Genomic DNA, 17,757 nt, shown 5'->3' with positions numbered 1-17,757 from the left:
CGACCTTGTAGGCCGCGTACCCCTTGGTGCTGCCGTTCTGGACGGCGGCCTGGTTGGGGGCGTCGTACGCCTTCTCGTTCTGGAAGAAGATCGTCCTGCCCCTCTCGCCGGACCAGCGCACGTCGTACTTGTTGAAGTGCTCGACGAACAAGCCGGTCGCCAGGACGTCGTCCCCGTTGACCTGGAGGCCGTAGTCGGAGCGGTTGGTCTCCCAGCCCACCCCGTCGCCGTGGTCGGCGCGCCACAGCCAGGTGTGGTCGATGATCGTGTCGTCGTTGTTGATGATCATGCCGGTGGTGGCCTTGCCTGCGCCCGCGCCGCCGACCCGGACGAACACGTCCTGGACGGTGGTCGGGTTCGCCGCGTGGTCGGCCGAGGCACCGTCGGGCCCGACCTGGACCAGCACCTGCGAGTTCTGCTGACCGGCGTCGACGAGCAGGCCGGCGAGCTTCACACCGTCCACGTCACCGACCTTGATGGCGGTGACCCCGTTGTCCGGGATGATCGTCGCGAGACCGAGACCCAGCACGACCGTGTTGGCGCGGTCGATGTTGATCGTCTGGTCCACGTGGTAGATCCCGGGCGTGAACAGCAGGTGCAGGCCCTGCTGCACGGCCGCGTTGATGGTGGCGGCGGAGGCGCCGGGCTTGACCACGTAGAACTGGCTCAGCGGGATGGACTCGCCCTGCGGGGTGCCGTTCCACGAGACACCGCGTGCGTTGGTGCGCTTGGCGGGGACGAAGACCTTGTAGTCGTTGCCGTCCAGGTAGAGGAAGGGCTTCTCGCGGGAGACCGGGGTGTTGTCGAGGGTGGTGTACGGAGGGTTCGGGAAGCTCTGGGCGGGTGCGCCCTCGACGCCGGAGAACGTCATGTTCCAGACGCCGTTGCCCCAGCTGCCGATGGAGCTGTCCCGGGTGTACCACTGCTGCTGCGAGTACGGCGCGACCTGGCCGTCGATCTTGCTGTCGGCGATGTATCCGCCGCTCGCCCAGCCGTAGCCGTTCGGTGCGAGGTTGAGTCCGCCCTTGACGTGCATCCGCCGGAACGGGGCGGCCTGTGAGACGGCCCAGCGGTCGGTGCCGCTGACCGGGTTGAGCGCGAGGTTCTCCGCCGAACGCCAGAAGTTCTGCGTGGCGTTGCCGTTGAACCACCCGGCGTCGACGGTCACGTCACCGTTGAACGTGGTGTCGTCGGGCTTGAGGCCGAGACCGGCGATCGAGGTGTAGAACCCGATCTGCGCGTTGATGTTGTTGTACGTGCCCGGCTTGAACATCAGCGCGTAGCGGCCGGTGCCGAACTGGGCCGACTCCTGCTGCTTGAAGATCTCGTCGACCTTGGCCTGGATGCCCGGTGTCGACGGGTCGAAGACCAGGACGTTCGGGCCGAGGTCGCCACCGCCGGGGATCTGCGGGCCGCCTCCGCCGCCGGTGGTGCCGAACACCTGGAACTCCCAGAGGGAGTAGCCGTACTGGGTGGCTCGGGTGGTGCCGGTCAGCCGGACGTAGCGGGCGGTGCCGGAGACGTTCAGGGTCTCGGTGCCGCCGGGGCCCGTCGTGGTCGAGTAGGCGGTGCTCCAGGTGCTGTCGTCCGTGGAGAACTCGATCCGGTAGCTCTTGGCGTAGGCGGCCTCCCACTTCAGCGCGATCTGGCTGACCGAGGCGGCGGAGCCCAGGTCTACCTTGATCCACTGAGGATCGGAGAACGCGCTCGACCAGCGGGTTCCGTTGTCGCCGTCGACGGCGGCGGTGGCGGGGTTGCCGGCGTTCTCCTGGCTGGAGGTGGTCACGGCCTTGCCCTGGGAGAGCAGCGAGGGCGCCGCGCTCGCGGAGGTGGACGGCATGAAGGCCAGCAGCGAGACGACGAGGCCGGTGACGGCGGCCAGCACGCCGGTCCGTCTTCTTCCGGTCGATGGCGCGTGTCTGTGGAACAAGGGGGGTGCGTACATGGGGACATGTCTCCTGAGTCGCGGTACGGGTGCACGACACGAAGCCGGAGAGCGCTCTCTCCGGCCGATGGGGATACTTCTCCCTTGCGTCCCCACGCGTCAATAGGTGTGCAACACCCGCTTGAAACGGCGTTGTTGAGAACAAGAACTGGCGACTGATATCTCACGATTGACCTCATTGCCTACGCCTTGCTGCCTTCTCTGCCCGGGGCTTGACTGCTCGTCGGTTCAGAGGGTGATGCTCTGGTCAGGGGGTGCGGGGGAGGGGCGGTGTGTCGTTGCCACCGCAACCGGGTCGGCTGCGGAAAGCCTGTGTGAAGGATCGGTGGACGCGTGCACCGGTAACCGCTGCGCCTGTTACCGGACATCTTGTCGACGCGTGGAGGACAGCGGGCGCGGCTGCTCGCTATCCTCCGGGGCATGAGCCGTGAGCATGGTGCGCGTGGCGTCCTTGACCAGGCGCGACGGGGTTCCGGGTGAGCGAGGGCATGGGTCCCGTTCCGGCGGACGCCCGTACCGCCGAGGCGTGGCGGTCGTTCGGTGCCCGGCTGCGTCAGTGGCGCAGACGGGCGGGACTCACCCAGGCCCAGGTGGGCGCCCGGGTCGGCTACGACCACACTGCCATCAGCAAACTGGAGCACGGCAGCCGCAGGACGTCGCTGCCGCTGGCCCGCCGGCTCGACGAACTGCTCTCGGCCGAGGGGGAGTTACTGGCTGCCTGTGAGGCGGCGGAGGAACGTGGGCGAGCGGGCGGCCGGCGCGGCGGTCCTGCCGCCGTACGGCGGGGGCCGTTGCCCGGGGAGCCCGTGGGGGGAGCGCTTCCGGCGATGCTTCCGCCGGGGACCGTCCTTCCTGCGAGCCTGCCCGCCTACGGACTCGCCTGCCCGGTGCACGGCAGGGACGGCTGCTCGGTCCCCGCGCTCACGGATGTCATCGCCCTGCACGCGGCCTTCTGCGCGCCGGGCCCGGAGACGCAGTCCCGCCCTGCCCTGGACAGCGACACGGTGCACGCGCTGACGGCCCTGCTCGCGGTCTGTCTGCGCGCCGACGAGGAACGCGCCTGGCCGGGAGCGACCGCCGTCGTCGAGCGCACCCTGCACGCGATGCTCCGCTGGATGGCGCTTCCCGAGGCGTCGTACCAGCGTCAACTGGCCCCGCTTGCAGCCGAGTACGCGCAGTCGGCCGGATGTCTGCGGCTGCTGTGGGGCCGCAACGGGACCGCGATGGCCTGGCTCGACCGCTCGCTGCTGTGGGCCGCCATGGCCGGTCACGTCGGGACGCAGGTCGCGGCGCTCAGCGACATGAGCACCCTGGCACGGCTGGAGGGCGACGGCCCGTCGGCGCTTGCCTACGGCGGGGCCATCGGGCAGGCCGCAGAGGGCCGGCACTGGGCGGGCGCCCTGAGCGACCTGTACCAGGCACGCGGTCACGCCGTCCGGGGCGACGCCGCCCGGACCCTGAGGCACATCGACCGGGCCCGCTCGCAGATGGACCGGGCCGGCGAACACGACGAGACGGAGGCGCCCTGGCTCTCCGTCGCGTCCGTACGCCTGCGCGTGGAGTCCGGTGCGGCCGGCGCACTGCGCGACCTCGCAGCGGCCACCGGTGACCGTCGTTTCGCGCTCCGCGCCGTCGGGGCGGCCCGCACGGCGCTCGGCCTGCTGCCACCCGGCATGCACTCGGCGCGGATGCTGTTCCTGGCCCGGATGGCCGACGCCCACGCGTGCGCCGGTGACCCGGCGGCGGCGCACGCGGTGGCAGGCCCGGTCCTGGACACCACCGAGGTGAATCCGTCGACGCTGCTCGGCCAGGAACTGCGCGGACTCCACGCCAGGCTGGCGGCCCGCCCCGCCGGCAGTCAGGAGACCGACGACTTCGTCAGCAGACTGGCGGCGGTGGTCCGCTGACACGCGGGGGCGGGGCGTGTGGAACACGCCCCGCCCCCTTGTTCCCCCGACGGTGGATCAGCTCACGTCCAGTGCCACGTCGTCCAGGACGAAGCTGGTCTGCAGGTAGGCGTCCTCCTTGCTGGTGAACCCCAGCGTGACCGTCTGCCCCGCGGCTGAGCCGACGTCGAAGGACTGCTGGACGTAGCCGCTGCTCGCGTCGAGATTCGAGTACGTGGCCAGCGTCCGGGAACCCAGCTTCACGGTGAACGTGTCGTAGGCGGTCGCATCGCCCGCCGACTCGGCGGTGTCGGTGCGCAGGTAGAACGACAGCCGGTACGTCGCGCAGCCCGCCGGAACCGTCACCGACTGTGTGGCGGTGTCGCTGTGGGTGCTGCCCCAGCCGCCGAACCAGGCCTGGTAGGCGCCGCTGTGTGCGGGCTTCTCGGAGGTCCTGTTGTTGATGACCCCGTCCGACTGGGTCCACGGCGTCGTGCCGTTCTCGAAGCCGCCGTTGGCGACGACCTGCCGCGCCTGGCAGATACCGCCGCCCCCGACGACCAGCGAGAACGTGGTGGTGTGGGTGGCGGTGCCCGTCCCGGTCACGGTGAGGGTGTAGGTACCAGCGGTGACCTGCGCCCCGGCGGAGACGGTCATCGTGGACGACGAGCCCGACTGCACGGAGGACGGGGCGAAGGAGACGGTGACCCCGCTCGGCGCACCGGAGGCCGTGAGCCGCACACTCTGCGCGGAACCGCCGGTGGTGGCCGTGGACACGGTCGCCGTGAGGGAGGCGCCCGGCTGGACGCTGCCGGAAACCGGGTTCACCGAGACGGAGAAGTCATCGGCGGGCGCGGTGGTGCCGACGGCCGCCTTCCACACCGTGTAGGCGACCCCGTCCGCGCTGCGGTCGAGCGCGGTCGCGTTGATGTTGGCCGTCGTGTCGCACGACTGGTGGTAGCACGGGTCGTACGAACGGCCCGCGGTGCCACCCCACTTGGCGGCCTGGGCGGAGGACTTGGTGTCACTGGCGCCGGTCGCGTACCCCGAGGTGGCGATGCCGCCCTGCTGGAACGAGTAGTCGTCGGAGCGCCCCTGGCCCTCGACGTTCTCCTCCGGGGCGAGGCCGAGCGAGGTCCAGTACTCCTTCATCGGGGCCGATGCGGCGGAGTTGAGGTTGTTGATGAAGTAGCCGCCGTTGGTGGAGGCGACCATGTCGAAGTTGTAGTACGCGGTGATGGCGGTCCGCTGGGCGGCGGTGAGCTGGCCGACGTAGTACTCGGACCCCTCCAGGCCCTGCTCCTCGCCGTTCCACCAGGCGAAGCGCACATGCTTGGTCATGGTCGGGTTCTGCTGGGCCAGGGCGAGCGCGTTCTCCAGCAGGGTCGCGGAACCGGAGCCGTTGTCGTTGATGCCGGGACCGGCGGCCACTCCGTCCAGGTGGGCGCCGAACATCACGGTCCGGTCGGCCGGGCCGCCCGGCCAGTCCGCGATCAGGTTGTTGCCGCGGTAGGTGCAGGTGGTGCAGGTCTGCTCGCTGACGGTGTAGCCGGCCGCCTGCAGCTTGCCCTTCACATAGGCGAGCGAGGCGGTGTAACCGCTGCTGCCGGCACGCCGGTTGCCGCCGTTCTGCGAGGCGATGGTGTTCAGCTGGGTGAGGTGGGCCTGCACGTTGGCGACACTGATGTCGGGGGGCGTGCCACCGGGACTGCCGCCGCCGTCGGTGAGGGTCAGCGTGTACTGGGCTGTGTGCTCCTGGGCGCCCGCGCCCTTCACCGTGAAGGTGTACGCCCCCGGCGCGGCGGCCGACGTCGTCGACACGGTCATGACCGACGTCGCGCCGGACTGCACCGAGGAGGGGCTGAAGGAGGCGGTCACACCGCTCGGCAGACCACTCGCGGTCAGGTTCACCGTCTGCGCGCTGCCGGAGGAAACGGTCGTCCGGACCGTGGCGGTCACCGAACTGCCGGGCTTCACGGAGCCGGAGGCCGGGTCCAGGGAGATCGAGAAGTCGTTGTTGCCGCTGGGCGCGCAGGTCGGGTCGCCGCTCTGGGCGGGGACACTGACCGCGTCCCAGGCGGACTTCGCCCGGTTGAACAGCACGCAGGTGGCGTCGAGGTTCTTGGCCGCCGTGAGCGTGGCCGTGCGGTAGCGCTTGTACGTCATGCCGCTGGTCTTGAGCAGCATGCCGCCGTAGAAGACCTTGCCGGCGCTCTGGATGCCCACACCGGTGACCGATGAGCTGTTGCAGGTGGGGCTGGAAGGCTTGCCGCCGCCGGGGTTCGAGCCCTCGGCGAGCAGATAGAACCAGTGGTTTAGGGGGCCGGCCGCCGCGTGCTCCTCGGTGCTGGGTATGGAGGAGCTGTAGCAGTTCGGGTCACCGATCTGCCCGGGGTTGTACATGATCCGGATCGGCCCGTTGCCCACCAGGTCGATCTTCTCGCCGACGGTGTAGTCCGGGTCGTCGTACGGGGCGGGTTCGTTGGTGTACGCCTCGGTCAGCGCCCCCATGATGTCGCCGGTCGCCTCCCCGAGACCGGACTCGTTGTTCGCGCCGCCGGGCGTGTACTGGTCGATGCCATGGCCGAACTCATGGCCCACGACGTCCATCGCCGCGATCCACTGGTTGGCGTTGTTGTGGCCGATGGAGACGGTGGAGCCGTCCCAGTACGCGTTCACGTCGTTCAGGCCGACCTTGACCGGCCAGCTGCGTCCGTTGCCGTCGTGCCCGTTGCGCCCCAGCCAGTCGCGCAGCATGTCCCACTCGTGCTGGGCCGCCCACATCACGTCGACGCAGCCGGTCTCCTTGCTGGAGGCGCTGCCGGTGCCCCAGGAGTCGCTCGACTTCGTGAAGACGCTTCCGGTGCTGTAGTCGGCGCAGCTCAGCCCGGGACGGCCCGGGTCACGCAGTGAGTAACTGCCGCTGGAGGAAGTGGTGTTGATGGACAGCGGGGACGGGCCGTTCCACTGGCTGTTGCCGGTGCCGGCCTTGACGTCGTCGTAGCTGTCGAGCACCGCACCGGTGCCCGCGTCTACGAAGACGTGCAGCCGGCTCGGTGCCTTCGCGGTCCGGCCGGTGAGTACGGTCTCCCACGCCAGCCGGGACTTCGTGCCGGTGGCCCGGACGACCAGGCGGTGGCTGTCGACCCGCTCCACCGTGCGGAGCTTCCTGCGCGAGGTGGCCTCCGCTGCCTCGGCGGAGACGGACGCGGTGACCGGCACGTTGATGCGCCGGGAGACGGCCGACTGGGATCCGCGGATGCGGCCCTTGGAGTCGGCCACGACGACGGCGTCACCGCCGACGACCGGAAGGCCGCGGTAGGTGCGTTCGTACGCGACGGAGTAGAGCCCGTTGACCCAGGGGGTCACCATCTGGCGCTCGTACCGCTCCTCGGGCCCCTTGGCCAGGGCGTCGAGACCACTGGCCGCCGCCCGGTCCGCTGCCGACACGGCAGTCGAGAGCGCGGTCGGTGCCGGCGGGGAAGGTTCTGCAGAAGCTGACTGGCCACTGGTGGCGACCAGCATTCCGGCGAGGACGGCCAGGGTTGTCCCGGCCGTCATCGGTCTGCGTTTCATCGAGGCTCCTCGGTTCGTGGGGACCTCGGTCACGGGCAGTGGCACGGGGAGACGGACCGCCCGTGCTGCCGGTGCCGGTCGTCCGCCCAGGTGGTGTCCGTGATCGGGCGACCGAACACTCACACGTGGCCATGACCTCGTCAACGAACTGGGGGCGTGCGCAAGGGATTTGGCAAGTCTGGTCAAGTCGCCATGGTGCGATCGCACAGCCGGCGCACAGGGAGAAGCGGTGGAGGGGGATGTCGCGGTGGCTCGCAGGGCGCCGCCCGAGGCGCCGTGTCCACACCGAAGTCATGCGCGGGGGGTCTCGATCCATCCGTGCGCGGTGCGGGCGCGTGGTCCAGCGGGTCCGTGCGGACGCAGGGGGTTCGTCCGGACTGTCGAGGCGCGAGGACCGGGGGCAGGGCTGGACGGGATGGCGAAGTGGGTCTATCCTGCACTCGCACCAACTGGCGTATGCGACAGACGCGTTGGCGCAAACTTAGCATGAATCGGTGAATCACGCAAGTCGTTTGGTGCATCGTCATGTGATGGTTCCTGAATCACCCCTCACGCGGAAGGCTTCACTCTTGATCTCGGCAACTACAGGCGCAGCGAATGCCGGTACCTGGAATCTCGGCGATCTGACGGTCAACCGGATCGGCTTCGGCGCCATGCGCCTGACTCAGAACGGTGCCGCGTTCGGGGACGACCGCGGCCCCCACGATCGGGACCGGGCGATCGCCGTGCTGCGCCGGGCCGTTGAACTGGGCGTGAACCACATCGACACGGCCGCGTTCTACTTCTCACCACTGCGCTCGGCCAACGAACTGATCAACCGGGCGCTGGGTCCGTACGCGGACGACCTGGTCATCACCACCAAGGTCGGCCCGGGCCGCGGCCCCGGCGGCGACTGGCTCGACTGGGCAGAGCCCGGTCAACTGCGTGGACAGGTCGAGGAGAACATCCGGCAGCTCGGCCGCGACCACCTCGACGTGGTGAACCTGCGGATGAACGGGCCGGCCCCGATCAGCGAGCAGTTCGGCGCGCTGGCCGACCTGCGGAAGGAGGGCCTCATCCGCCACCTGGGCCTGTCCAACGCCTGGCCGGACCAGATCGCCGAGGCCCTGGCCATCGCACCTGTCGTCTGCGTGCAGAACAGATACGGGATCGGCGAAAGGCGCGCCGACTCCGAGGACATCCTGCGCACCTGCGGTGAACTCGGCATTGCCTTCGTGCCGTTCTACGCGATCGCCGCCGGAGGCCGTGAGGCCGGCGCGGACATCACCGCGGAGCACGAGGTGCTGCTCGACATCGCCCGCGCCCACGACGCGTCCCCCGCCCAGATCCGGCTCGCCTGGACGCTCCGGCGGGGCCCGCATGTCCTTGCCATCCCGGGCACGGGCAACCCGGCTCACCTGGAGGCCAACGTGGCGGCCGGGGCCCTGCGGCTCACCGAGGACGAGACGGGGCGGCTCACCGCACTGGGCCACAGCGCCGGCTGACCGCCCCGGCAGGGGGCCGGCCAGGGCGGGGACCGAGACGTCCCGCCCGGAGCGTGCGGTGACCGCGGCGCCCCCGGGCCGGCCGCCCTGCGGACGTAGCATGATCCTCATGGAGCAGCGCGAACTGGGCAGGACCGGACGCGACGTATCGGTCGTCGGGCAGGGCACATGGCAGATCGGCGGTGACTGGGGAGAGGTGCGCGAGGCGGATGCCTTCGACATCCTCGACGCCGCTGTCGGGGCGGGCGTCACCTTCTTCGACACCGCGGACGTGTACGGGGACGGACGCAGCGAGCAGCTCATCGGCCGCTATCTGAAGGAGCGCCCCGACGCGGGCGTCCTCGTGGCGACGAAGACGGGCCGGCGCGCCGACCAGGTGCCGGAGAACTACGTCCTCGACAACTTCCGTACGTGGAACGACCGTTCACGGGCCAATCTCGGCGTGGACACCCTCGACCTTGTGCAGCTGCACTGCCCGCCCACGGCCGTCTACTCCTCGGACGAGGTCTACGACGCCCTCGACACCCTGGTCGCCGAGCAGCGGATCGCCGCTTACGGGGTGAGCGTCGAAACATGTGCCGAGGCGCTGACGGCCATCGCCCGCCCCGGGGTCGCGAGCGTACAGATCATCCTCAACCCGTTCCGCCTCAAGCCGCTGGACGAGGTCCTTCCGGCCGCCCGCGCGGCCGGGGTCGGGATCATCGCACGGGTGCCTCTGGCCTCGGGCCTGCTCTCCGGCAGGTACACCGCGGACACCGTCTTCGCGCCCGAGGACCACCGCACGTACAACCGGCACGGGGAGGCGTTCGACCAGGGCGAGACCTTCTCCGGTGTCGAGTACGGCACCGGGGTGGCCGCGGCTGCCGAGTTCGCCGGAATCGCTCCGGAAGGGCTGACCCCCGCCCAGGCGGCCCTGCGCTGGATCATTCAGCAGGACGGCGTCACCAGTGTGATCCCCGGTGCCCGTTCCGTGGAACAGGCCAGGGCCAACGCGGCCGCGGCGGCGTTGGACCCGCTGCCGCGGAGCACGCTCGACGCGGTGCGCGACCTCTACGACCGCAGGATCCGCGCGGCGGTCCACGACCGCTGGTAACGGGCCCCGGCTACCGGCCGGGTGCGGGGGACGGCGGCCCGCTCGTGGAGGTGCCGCCGTCCGGAGTGGTGGCCGAGCTGGAGTCGGGCGAGAACAGGCTCATCCCCAGATAGACGGCGGCGAGGAAGGCGATCGTGCCCGCGATGGCGCTGGCCACTCTGGGCCGGCGCCTGATCGCCTCGCGGGTGCTGCGCCGCCGGTTGTTCCGGGGCCGGCTCGCCGCACGCCGCCCCCGGCCGTGCGCCTGGGGCAGTCGGTACGTCGTGGGGGCGCCGGAGTCGGCACCGGCATGCTGCCCGGCAGGCGAGGGCGGTGCGGACGCCGGTCTGTAGGCCGCGGCCGGAGCTCGCGGGGGAGTGGGCCGGTGCTGCGGCAGCGGTTCCGCCTGCCCTCGCCAGGCTTCGCTGTGGAACCAGTCGGCGACCTGCTGGGCACTGGGCCGCTCTTCGGGCTGCTTCGCAAGCAGGCCCAGCAGGTACGAGTCGAAGGCCGCCGACATGTCGACCCCTCGCTGCCGCAGCGGCACGGGAGGCGTGTCCACGTGCTGGTACAGGGTCGCGGTCGGGGTGTCCGAGCGGAACGGCGGCTGGCCGAGCAGCAGTTGGTAGATGACACAGCCGAGGGAGTACATGTCCGATGCGGCACCGGCGGTGCGGCCGAGGGCCCGTTCCGGAGCGAGGTAGAGACTCGTGCCGACGATGTGGCCCGTCGTGGTGAGGGCGGCAGAAGGGTCGTCGACGAACTGGGCGATCCCGAAGTCGCCGATCTTGACGGAGCCCTCGGCGTCCAGCATCAGGTTTCCCGGCTTGATGTCCCGGTGGACGATGCCCTGCCGATGGGCGGCGGCCAGTCCGGCCGCCGCCTGGCCGGCGATCCGGGCGACCTGTTCCGGACCCAGCCGCTCCTGCGCCAGGAGCAGGTCGGAGAGGCTCCTGCCCTCGACGAGTTCCATGACCAGGAAGAGCCGGTTCTCCCAGGACCCGAAGTCGAACACGGCCACCAGATGCGGGTGGCTCAGCCGGGCGGCGGTCTGGGCCTCCAGCCGGAACCGCGCGGTCGCCGAGTCGTCGGCGTGCTCGCCCAGCAGCAGCTTCACGGCCACGGCCCTGCCGAGGACCTCGTCGGTGGCCCGCCAGACTTCACCCATCCCGCCACGGCCGATGGCGGATATCAATCGGTACCGACCAGCAACCAGCACCTGTGCACACCCATCTCGAATAGCTCGCGTATCTCGAAAAGTCAGGGCCGAGGACCGCTCCGGCCGCCGCGGCGGTGACCTCGCCCGGAACGAGGGGCGGGGTGAGGGAGCGCGGCAAGATCAGGATATCCGGCGCGCGGACCCGGGGCGACCGGCCGTCACCCCATCCCGGCCGCCCGCACGGTGACGGGTCGGCAGGCCCCGCGCGGCGGCGGTGCCCGCAGGGTCAGGAAGCCGGACCCGGCCGGCCGGGCACCGGTGCGGTTCCGGGGAAAAGCCATGCGTACGCGGCCTGCGCGGTGAATTCGCCCTGCCCGCCAGGGAAGAGCAGCCCCGCCGCGGCGAACACCGGATCGGCGGCGCTTGCCGTCACGTAGGGGACCGCGATGCAGCGCATCCCCGCTGCGTGCGCAGCCCTCACGCCGGGTGCCGCGTCCTCCACCGCCACACAGTCGGCAGGTGCGGCACCCAGGCGCCGGGCGGCCTCCAGGAACACATCCGGTTCGGGCTTCCCGTGCCCGACCTCGTCGGCGGAGACGTACGCGGTGAAGAAGGCGTCCAGGCCTGTGCTCGTGAGTACGGCCTCGATCCCGGCCAGGGACGAGCCCGACGCCACGGCCATGGCGATGCCCCGGCCGTGCAGGAGCCCGACGAACTCCCGCATGCGGGGGAAGACTTCGGTCGACTTCCTCGCCAGGTCCAGATAGAGCGCGTCCTGATCCGCCACCAGTTCGTCGACGGAGGCGGCGATGCCGTACTCGGCGCGCAGGACGGTCAGCGCCTCGGGGTTGCTGATCCCGATGAAGCGGGCGTTCTGTTGCCAGGTGAAGTCGGGCACGCCGTACCGTTCGAGCAGCAGCCGAACCGATTCGTAGGCGTTCGGTTCGCTGTCCACGAGGGTGCCGTCCAGGTCGAAGACGACCGAAAGGGCCCCTGCAGGTGATGAGTTCATGGCAGCAATGATGCCAACGGGGTGATCATTGCCGGCCGGATGGAGCGGTCCGGCCCACCGACTCCACCAGCGGCAGCAGCCGGTGCGGAACCCGTTCGCGCAGCGCCACCTCGGTCCGGGTCCTGACCACGCCCGGAAGCTGGATCAGCCGCTGGATCACGTCCTCCAGATGCCCGTTGTCCCGTGCCACCACCCGGGTCAGCAGATCGCCGCCTCCCGTGGTGGAGAACGCCTCGACGATCTCCGGCACCGCGGCGAGCGCCTCACCCACGTCGTCGAGATGCCCCTGCGTCACCTCCAGGTGCACGAAGGCGAGCACCGGGTGGCCGAGGGCGGCGGGGGAGACGAACGGGCCGCTGCCGGTGATCACACCGTCCCGTTCGAGGCGGTCGATCCGGGCCTGGAGGGTGCCCCGGGCGATGGACAGGATCCGCGCGTACTCGCGCACGCTCGTCTGTGGCTGCTCGATGAGCAGTCGCAGGATCCGGGTGTCGAGTTCGTCCACCGCCATGGTCCGTCGGCCTCTCCGTGGTATGTCCGTCGGGGCAGCGACTGTACCAATGGCCCACCGCCGGGCCGGCCGGGTCGACGTGGCCCCTGCACCAGCCTGTGCTGGTGCAGGGGTGAAGGATCGACGTCAGAACTGCACGTCGGAGCAGGCGTAGAACGCGTTGCCCGTGTCGGAGATCGTCCAGACGCCGAGGATCAGGTGCTTGCCGGACTTCTGCGGCAGCACGCCCGAGTGGGACACGGTGGAGCCGGGCAGCCGGCCGCCGAAGGGCACGGTGAGGAACGGCTGCGGTTCCAGGTCGGCCCGGGTGAGCGGCTTGGCCGGGTCGTAGCCGTCCCTGGTGATGTAGTAGCGGAAGTCGGTCGTCGCGTGCCGGGCCTCGATCCGCCAGTTGAACGTGTAGTTCTGCCCTGCGCTGACGTGCGTCGCGGGCCAGGTACCGCCCCGCGGGTCGTCGAGTTCGGAGAAGCGCCCGATTCCGCCCGAGCAGATGTGGCCGTCGGCCGGTCCGCGGCTGGGGAAGCCCTTGGGACCCTCGACGCTCGGCGGCTCCCACTGGATCTGGCCGCATTGCTTGACGGTGCCGATGCCGCAGAGCTGCTGGCGGCTGATGGGCGAGTCGGTGTAACCGTGGCTCTGCGCACTGCCGGAGGTGGCGAACAGCGCCACGCCGGCCAGGCCGAGCCCGGCCAGTAAGGAAGTGATCTTTCTGCGCATACGTCGCTCCTGGAGATGTGGGGTGATGTCCGGAGAGTTCTGCGGTCTAGACCAAGGGTGAGCGTAGTGATGTCAACCTGGTGTGTCCATACCGTCGGGAGCGGATGGCGCCGGGGTCTTGCCGGGGCTCTCCGTGAGGGTGGAGCCTCCGGCTCGGCGGGCCCGGCGCGCCCCGGAATTGTCGTCCGGTGATCCGCTGGCCGACTGCCGGCGCCCTGTTCCGGTGATCGAATGACCCATTGGCCCAGCATCTGGAGGCCCGTTCGAGCCAACAGTCATGCGGGTGCTGTGATGTGCCTGTCGATGGTGCTACGGATCCCGTGGCGCCTCTTTCGTGCCGGTACGCGGAACCGGTGGGCGACGGCGGGGGACGGCGGCGCTGAAGAGAGCGTTGGCTGCCTTGGACCCGGGCGGGCTGCGGCTGCGCTTCGCCGGCCGGGCCGTGCTCGGCACGGGGTTCGCGGTGGCGGTGTGCGGCCGGTCGGGCAGTCGCTCGTCGCGGCCATCACCGGCGGGCCGGCCGCGCTGCCCGGTTGTTCAAGGTGACCGATCCCGGCGTCCGCCGGCAGGGCGTATCTCGCACCCCGTGGCGAACCCTTCTGAAGTACGTATCGAATTTCGGCGGCTGCGCCGGGTCATGCCGCAATCGTGTCGTCACCGGTCAGGAACGGATTCAGCAGCATGAGCAGGGCGTTCGGTCGGTGCAGGGGGATGATGTGGCCGCAGTCCTCGATGACGTGTCCGGTGAGGTCATCGGTGACGGGGCGGAGTTGGTGTTCCAGTGCAGGGCCGACAGGCTGGGCGCCCACCGCCATCGTCGGCATCGTCAGGCGGGCGGTGGTGACGGCCTGCGAGATCTGCAGTGCGCTTTCGGGCAGGGCCCGGTAGTACGAGAACGCGCGGCTCAACGCGTGGCTGCCCGCGTATGCGTGGGCGAAGGCGTCCCGGATGGCGGGGGGCACACCGTCGCCGAGCGTGCCCGCGTGCAGGAACCAGTCGATGTAGGCGGCTTCGTGGCCTTCCAGCACGGTCTCGGCGAGGCCGTGCGCGGCGGTATGGAAGCCGAACCACCACGGCGGCCCGTCGGCAAGGAAACCCTCGGCTCCGGGCAGCCCGCCCAGCACGGACTCCATGACGACCAGGCGTCGGACGAGGCCGGGATGGCGCAGGGCGAGGAGGAAGGCCGGCGGGGTACCCGCGTCGACGGCGACCACCGCGGCAGAAGTCACGCCGAGCTCGGTGAGAAGCGCTGCGGCGTCCTCGGCCAGGGTGCCGGCGTCGTACCCGGAGGCGGCCGGGCTGCTCGCGCCGAATCCGCGCAGGTCCGGCGCGATGACGAGGTAGCGGTCGGACAGGCCGGCCATGATGTCCGTCCACAGCTCCCAGGTGTGGGGAAAGCCGTGCAGCAGCAGGACGGCCGGGCCGGATCCGGCAAGGGCGACGTTGAGTTCGACTCCGTTGACAGCGACGCGTCGCAGTTCGGGCATGGAAGGACTCCAGGGACGGTGAGGAATGGTGACAAGGTCACGCTAGGGAACTAGCCTGGTCCTTCCAAGACGGCACTTTCCCATCAGGTGGTGAGCCCCAGGTGACCACGTCCATGCCCGGCGGATCCGGTCGGCGGTCCGGTGAACGCGGTGATCTGCTGGACCCCAACTGCCCGACCCGCCGGTTGCTCGACCGTATCGGCACCAAGTGGACGTCAATGGTGGTCAAGGTGTTGGCCGAGGCGGATTCCGGCGAGGTCCGGTTCGCGGAACTTCGGCGTGGCATTCCGGGCATCTCGCAGAAGATGCTGTCTGTCACGCTGCAGAGTCTGGTCCGTGACGGCCTGGTCGCGCGCCGTGTGGAACCCACAGTGCCGCCCGCCGTCCACTATCGACTCACCGAACTCGGCCTGTCCCTCGAAAGGCCGCTCTCCGCCCTGCGGGTCTGGGCCGAGACGCACATGCCGGAGATCGACCGCAATATCCGGCTCGCCGAGGCCGGACAGGCTTGATGGAAAGGGCGGTGGTCGCAGCCACCCGTTGACGGTGCGGCGAGAAGAGACCGACCGCAGCGGACAGTACGCCGATTCCGAAGGTGGCCCACCCGGCTTTGGTCGGCGCGTCGGCCACGGAAGTGCGGCCGCCGGTGAGGCGCATCCCGTAACCGATGGGCAGGAAAGTGACCGCGGCGAGGACGGGGACGAGGACCGCCGGAGCGGCGAGTGGGCATACCCGTGTTGTTCCTGATCTCCGGGACCGGAACGGGTGTTGCCCTGGTCTGCCGGGGTGGCGTCACGCGTCCGCTGACGCAAGGGCAGACAGGTTCGGCATTCGGTACCGGCGGCGGCCGTGATCCGTGGTCCGGCACCGATACCGCGGACGCGTAGCGGCCCGGAGTGATGGACGACTGTTCCGGCAGTGCCCGTATCCCGGTGGTCCGGATGGCTCCGTCCAGCACCAGCGCATGGTCGCGTCCGTCTTCGTCCCGAAGCCTGTATGTCGCGACCGACACCATCCGCCGACTCCGTTCAGGAGTTCGGAGTTGGGCGGTGCGTGCCACGTGTTCACGGCACGCACCGCGCCTCTGCGGTCCTACAGATCGAATTCGTTCGGCGAGATCCCGACCGCGAAACAGGCGTCTCGGACCACGGCGCGCTCGGTGTTGTCGAAGTGACCGTCGGCGCCACCGATGACGATGCCGATCTGGATGACCGCACGGGCTTCGGTGGGCTTCTTGGCGACCTTGCCGATGGTCTGCAGCATGCCGACCTTCCCGAACTCGAAGTCGTTGGTCAGCTGCTGGCAGTAGTCGTTGAACCGGCGCTGCAGATCGTCAGCGGGGAAGTTCTGCAGTACGTCATTTCCTGCGATCAGTGAGGCGACCCTCTGCCGCTCGGCGGGATCGATGGAACCGTCGGCGGCGGCGACCAAGGCGCACATGGCCATGCTCGCATCGCGGAAGCCACCGCTTTTGAGGTCGTTCTTCTTGGCGTTGAGTTGCGTCTGCATCGTCGACGCCGATTCCTTGATGCGGTCCCACAGTGCCATGCGAATGCTCCAGGGTCGGTCGAAGTGGTGAGTGCTGTGAGGGATGTTGCAAGACGCAGGTCTAGAGGTGCATCGTGACGGCCGGCATCAGGTCCTGGAAGGTGCGCCCGTCGGCCGGGGTGCCGATGGCTGTCATCTGCCATCCCGTGCCGGACCGGTGAACCTTGGCCATGATCTGCGCGGTATGGCGCCCACCGCCGGTCAGCGTGTAGCGGGCCAGTTCCTGCCCCGTCGTTTCGTCGACGAGGCGGCAGAAGGCGTTGTCCACCTCTTCGAAGGTCTGGCCGGTGAACGAGTTCACGGTGAAGACGATCTGGTCGACGTGGGCGGGGACGCGCCGCAGATCGACGACGATCGACTCGTCGTCACCGCCCTGGCCTGAGCCGCCCACCCGGTTGTCGCCGGTGTGCTGGACCGAGCCGTCGTCGCTGGACAGGTGCTGGAAGAAGACGACGTCCAGCGGGGATCCGCCGGCGAAGAGCAGGGCAGAGGCGTCGAGGTCGATCTCGCGGGCGGTCAGGCGGGCGAGGAACCCTCGGCGAGGCGCCGACTTCCATCCCAGTCCCATGCGTACGACAGTCAGTTCACCGCCCCCGGACTTGGCGAGGCTGATCTGCTGGCCTTTGGTGAGATTGACGGTCATGGTTTCACTCTCGGTCGGGTGCGGTCTGAGGTGATCCGGGTCCCGTCAGAGGCTGATGCCGAAGTCAGCGATGATGCCGCTGAGTCCGGATGCGTAGCCTTGGCCGACAGCGCGGAACTTCCAGTCGGCCCCGTTGCGGTACAGCTCGCCGAAGACCATGGCGGTCTCGGTGGAGGCGTCCTCGCTGAGGTCGTAGCGGGCGATCTCGGCCCCGCCTGCCTGGTTGACGACGCGGATGTACGCGTTGCGGACCTGTCCGAAGCTCTGGCCCCGTCCCTCCGCGTCGTGGATGGAGACCGGGAACACGATCTTGTCGACGTCGGCCGGTACGGCGGCGAGGTCGACCTTGACGATCTCGTCGTCGCCCTCGCCCTCTCCCGTGAGGTTGTCGCCGGTGTGCTCGACCGAACCGTCGGGGCTCTTCAGGTTGTTGTAGAAGACGAAGTTCTCGTTGGACAGCGCCTTCCCGGCCGCGTCGCACAGCAGTGCACTGGCGTCCAGGTCGTAGTCCGTACCGGTCGTCGTACGGACATCCCAGCCCAGGCCCACCAGGACCGCAGTCAGTCCGGGCGCCTCCTTGGTCAGCGAGACATTTCCGCCCTTGGAGAGGCTCACGCCCATGGTCAAATCTCCCTCTACTCATCTGTTGTGCCCGCGCGTGTCCGTGCGGGCACCGAGCGACAGCAGTGAAATCTACAGCACTGTAGAGTTGGCGTG

General features: G+C 69.7%; 14 protein-coding genes. 4 read left to right on the top strand and 10 right to left on the bottom strand.

The genetic code is table 11. From position 1 onward, the window contains the following. The coding region (locus tag ABT025_RS26190; RefSeq protein WP_350999221.1) for a pectate lyase-like domain-containing protein at positions 1-1,945 on the bottom strand (1,945 nt) is incomplete at its 3' end. Between the two features lie 488 nt (positions 1,946-2,433). Here ABT025_RS26190 and ABT025_RS26185 point away from each other — a divergent pair. Beyond that, entirely contained in the window at positions 2,434-3,852 is a 1,419-nt protein-coding gene (locus ABT025_RS26185; RefSeq protein WP_350999218.1) for an NsdA family TPR-like regulatory protein, read from the top strand. Between the two features lie 57 nt (positions 3,853-3,909). Here ABT025_RS26185 and ABT025_RS26180 read toward each other — a convergent pair whose 3' ends face one another. Continuing rightward, positions 3,910-7,392: a M28 family peptidase gene (locus ABT025_RS26180; RefSeq protein WP_350999230.1), complete on the bottom strand. Its 3,483-nt coding sequence runs from the start codon at positions 7,390-7,392 to the stop codon at positions 3,910-3,912. A gap of 545 nt (positions 7,393-7,937) precedes the next feature. Between ABT025_RS26180 and ABT025_RS26175 the strand changes: the two genes are divergently transcribed. Both ABT025_RS26175 and ABT025_RS26170 read left to right on the top strand, forming a co-directional pair. After that, positions 7,938-8,891 carry an aldo/keto reductase gene (locus ABT025_RS26175; RefSeq protein ID WP_350999215.1) on the top strand — a complete coding sequence of 318 codons (954 nt, stop codon included), beginning with the start codon at positions 7,938-7,940 and terminating at the stop codon, positions 8,889-8,891. A gap of 100 nt (positions 8,892-8,991) precedes the next feature. Then, a complete protein-coding gene (locus ABT025_RS26170; RefSeq protein WP_350999213.1) occupies positions 8,992-9,984 on the top strand; it encodes an aldo/keto reductase in 993 nt (330 codons plus the stop codon). Positions 9,985-9,994: 10 nt separating this feature from the next. Here the strand turns inward: ABT025_RS26170 and ABT025_RS26165 are convergent, their stop codons facing one another. The 5 genes from ABT025_RS26165 to ABT025_RS26145 all read right to left on the bottom strand — a co-directional run bounded on the left by ABT025_RS26165 (position 9,995) and on the right by ABT025_RS26145 (position 14,849). After that, positions 9,995-11,182 (bottom strand): serine/threonine-protein kinase, encoded by a 1,188-nt coding sequence (locus ABT025_RS26165; protein ID WP_502972029.1) that lies wholly within the window; start codon positions 11,180-11,182, stop codon positions 9,995-9,997. 226 nt (positions 11,183-11,408) lie between these two features. Further along, positions 11,409-12,134 carry an HAD family hydrolase gene (locus ABT025_RS26160; RefSeq protein WP_350999203.1) on the bottom strand — a complete coding sequence of 242 codons (726 nt, stop codon included), beginning with the start codon at positions 12,132-12,134 and terminating at the stop codon, positions 11,409-11,411. A gap of 25 nt (positions 12,135-12,159) precedes the next feature. Then, positions 12,160-12,645, bottom strand: a complete 486-nt coding sequence (locus ABT025_RS26155; protein WP_350999200.1) for an Lrp/AsnC family transcriptional regulator — start codon at positions 12,643-12,645, stop codon at positions 12,160-12,162. A 126-nt stretch (positions 12,646-12,771) separates the two neighbouring features. After that, complete coding sequence (locus tag ABT025_RS26150; RefSeq protein ID WP_350999198.1) at positions 12,772-13,362, bottom strand: lytic polysaccharide monooxygenase auxiliary activity family 9 protein; 591 nt, start codon at positions 13,360-13,362, stop codon at positions 12,772-12,774. A 635-nt stretch (positions 13,363-13,997) separates the two neighbouring features. Next, positions 13,998-14,849 (bottom strand): alpha/beta fold hydrolase, encoded by an 852-nt coding sequence (locus ABT025_RS26145; RefSeq protein ID WP_350999195.1) that lies wholly within the window; start codon positions 14,847-14,849, stop codon positions 13,998-14,000. A 113-nt stretch (positions 14,850-14,962) separates the two neighbouring features. On the opposite strand from ABT025_RS26145, the gene ABT025_RS26140 reads away from it, so the two are divergent. Further along, positions 14,963-15,361 (top strand): winged helix-turn-helix transcriptional regulator, encoded by a 399-nt coding sequence (locus tag ABT025_RS26140; RefSeq protein ID WP_350999192.1) that lies wholly within the window; start codon positions 14,963-14,965, stop codon positions 15,359-15,361. A gap of 580 nt (positions 15,362-15,941) precedes the next feature. Here ABT025_RS26140 and ABT025_RS26135 read toward each other — a convergent pair. From ABT025_RS26135 to ABT025_RS26125, 3 genes are all read right to left on the bottom strand, one after another. Continuing rightward, positions 15,942-16,397, bottom strand: a complete 456-nt coding sequence (locus tag ABT025_RS26135) for a tellurite resistance TerB family protein (RefSeq protein WP_350999190.1) — start codon at positions 16,395-16,397, stop codon at positions 15,942-15,944. Between the two features lie 61 nt (positions 16,398-16,458). Next, a complete protein-coding gene (locus ABT025_RS26130) occupies positions 16,459-17,040 on the bottom strand; it encodes a TerD family protein (RefSeq protein ID WP_350999187.1) in 582 nt (193 codons plus the stop codon). Between the two features lie 45 nt (positions 17,041-17,085). Beyond that, a complete protein-coding gene (locus tag ABT025_RS26125; RefSeq protein ID WP_350999185.1) occupies positions 17,086-17,661 on the bottom strand; it encodes a TerD family protein in 576 nt (191 codons plus the stop codon). Positions 17,662-17,757 lie beyond the last annotated feature (96 nt).

Origin of the sequence: Streptomyces sp. NPDC002809 (assembly GCF_040295435.1) — a bacterium.
GTDB lineage: Bacteria > Actinomycetota > Actinomycetes > Streptomycetales > Streptomycetaceae > Streptomyces.
The sequence above is the reverse complement of the archived record's forward strand: the minus strand, read 5'-3'. Positions and strand labels throughout refer to the sequence as shown.

Bases quoted from the DNA above. Each gene is read 5' to 3' on its own strand.
- ABT025_RS26145 (WP_350999195.1), bottom strand. From the start codon at position 14,849: ATGCCCGAACTGCGACGCGTCGCTGTCAACGGAGTCGAACTCAACGTC.
- ABT025_RS26185 (WP_350999218.1), top strand. From the start codon at position 2,434: ATGGGTCCCGTTCCGGCGGACGCCCGTACCGCCGAGGCGTGGCGGTCG.
- ABT025_RS26125 (WP_350999185.1), bottom strand. From the start codon at position 17,661: ATGGGCGTGAGCCTCTCCAAGGGCGGAAATGTCTCGCTGACCAAGGAG.
- ABT025_RS26155 (WP_350999200.1), bottom strand. From the start codon at position 12,645: ATGGCGGTGGACGAACTCGACACCCGGATCCTGCGACTGCTCATCGAG.
- ABT025_RS26135 (WP_350999190.1), bottom strand. From the start codon at position 16,397: ATGGCACTGTGGGACCGCATCAAGGAATCGGCGTCGACGATGCAGACG.
- ABT025_RS26180 (WP_350999230.1), bottom strand. From the start codon at position 7,392: ATGACGGCCGGGACAACCCTGGCCGTCCTCGCCGGAATGCTGGTCGCC.
- ABT025_RS26175 (WP_350999215.1), top strand. From the start codon at position 7,938: ATGGTTCCTGAATCACCCCTCACGCGGAAGGCTTCACTCTTGATCTCG.
- ABT025_RS26170 (WP_350999213.1), top strand. From the start codon at position 8,992: ATGATCCTCATGGAGCAGCGCGAACTGGGCAGGACCGGACGCGACGTA.
- ABT025_RS26150 (WP_350999198.1), bottom strand. From the start codon at position 13,362: ATGCGCAGAAAGATCACTTCCTTACTGGCCGGGCTCGGCCTGGCCGGC.
- ABT025_RS26140 (WP_350999192.1), top strand. From the start codon at position 14,963: ATGCCCGGCGGATCCGGTCGGCGGTCCGGTGAACGCGGTGATCTGCTG.
- ABT025_RS26130 (WP_350999187.1), bottom strand. From the start codon at position 17,040: ATGACCGTCAATCTCACCAAAGGCCAGCAGATCAGCCTCGCCAAGTCC.
- ABT025_RS26160 (WP_350999203.1), bottom strand. From the start codon at position 12,134: ATGAACTCATCACCTGCAGGGGCCCTTTCGGTCGTCTTCGACCTGGAC.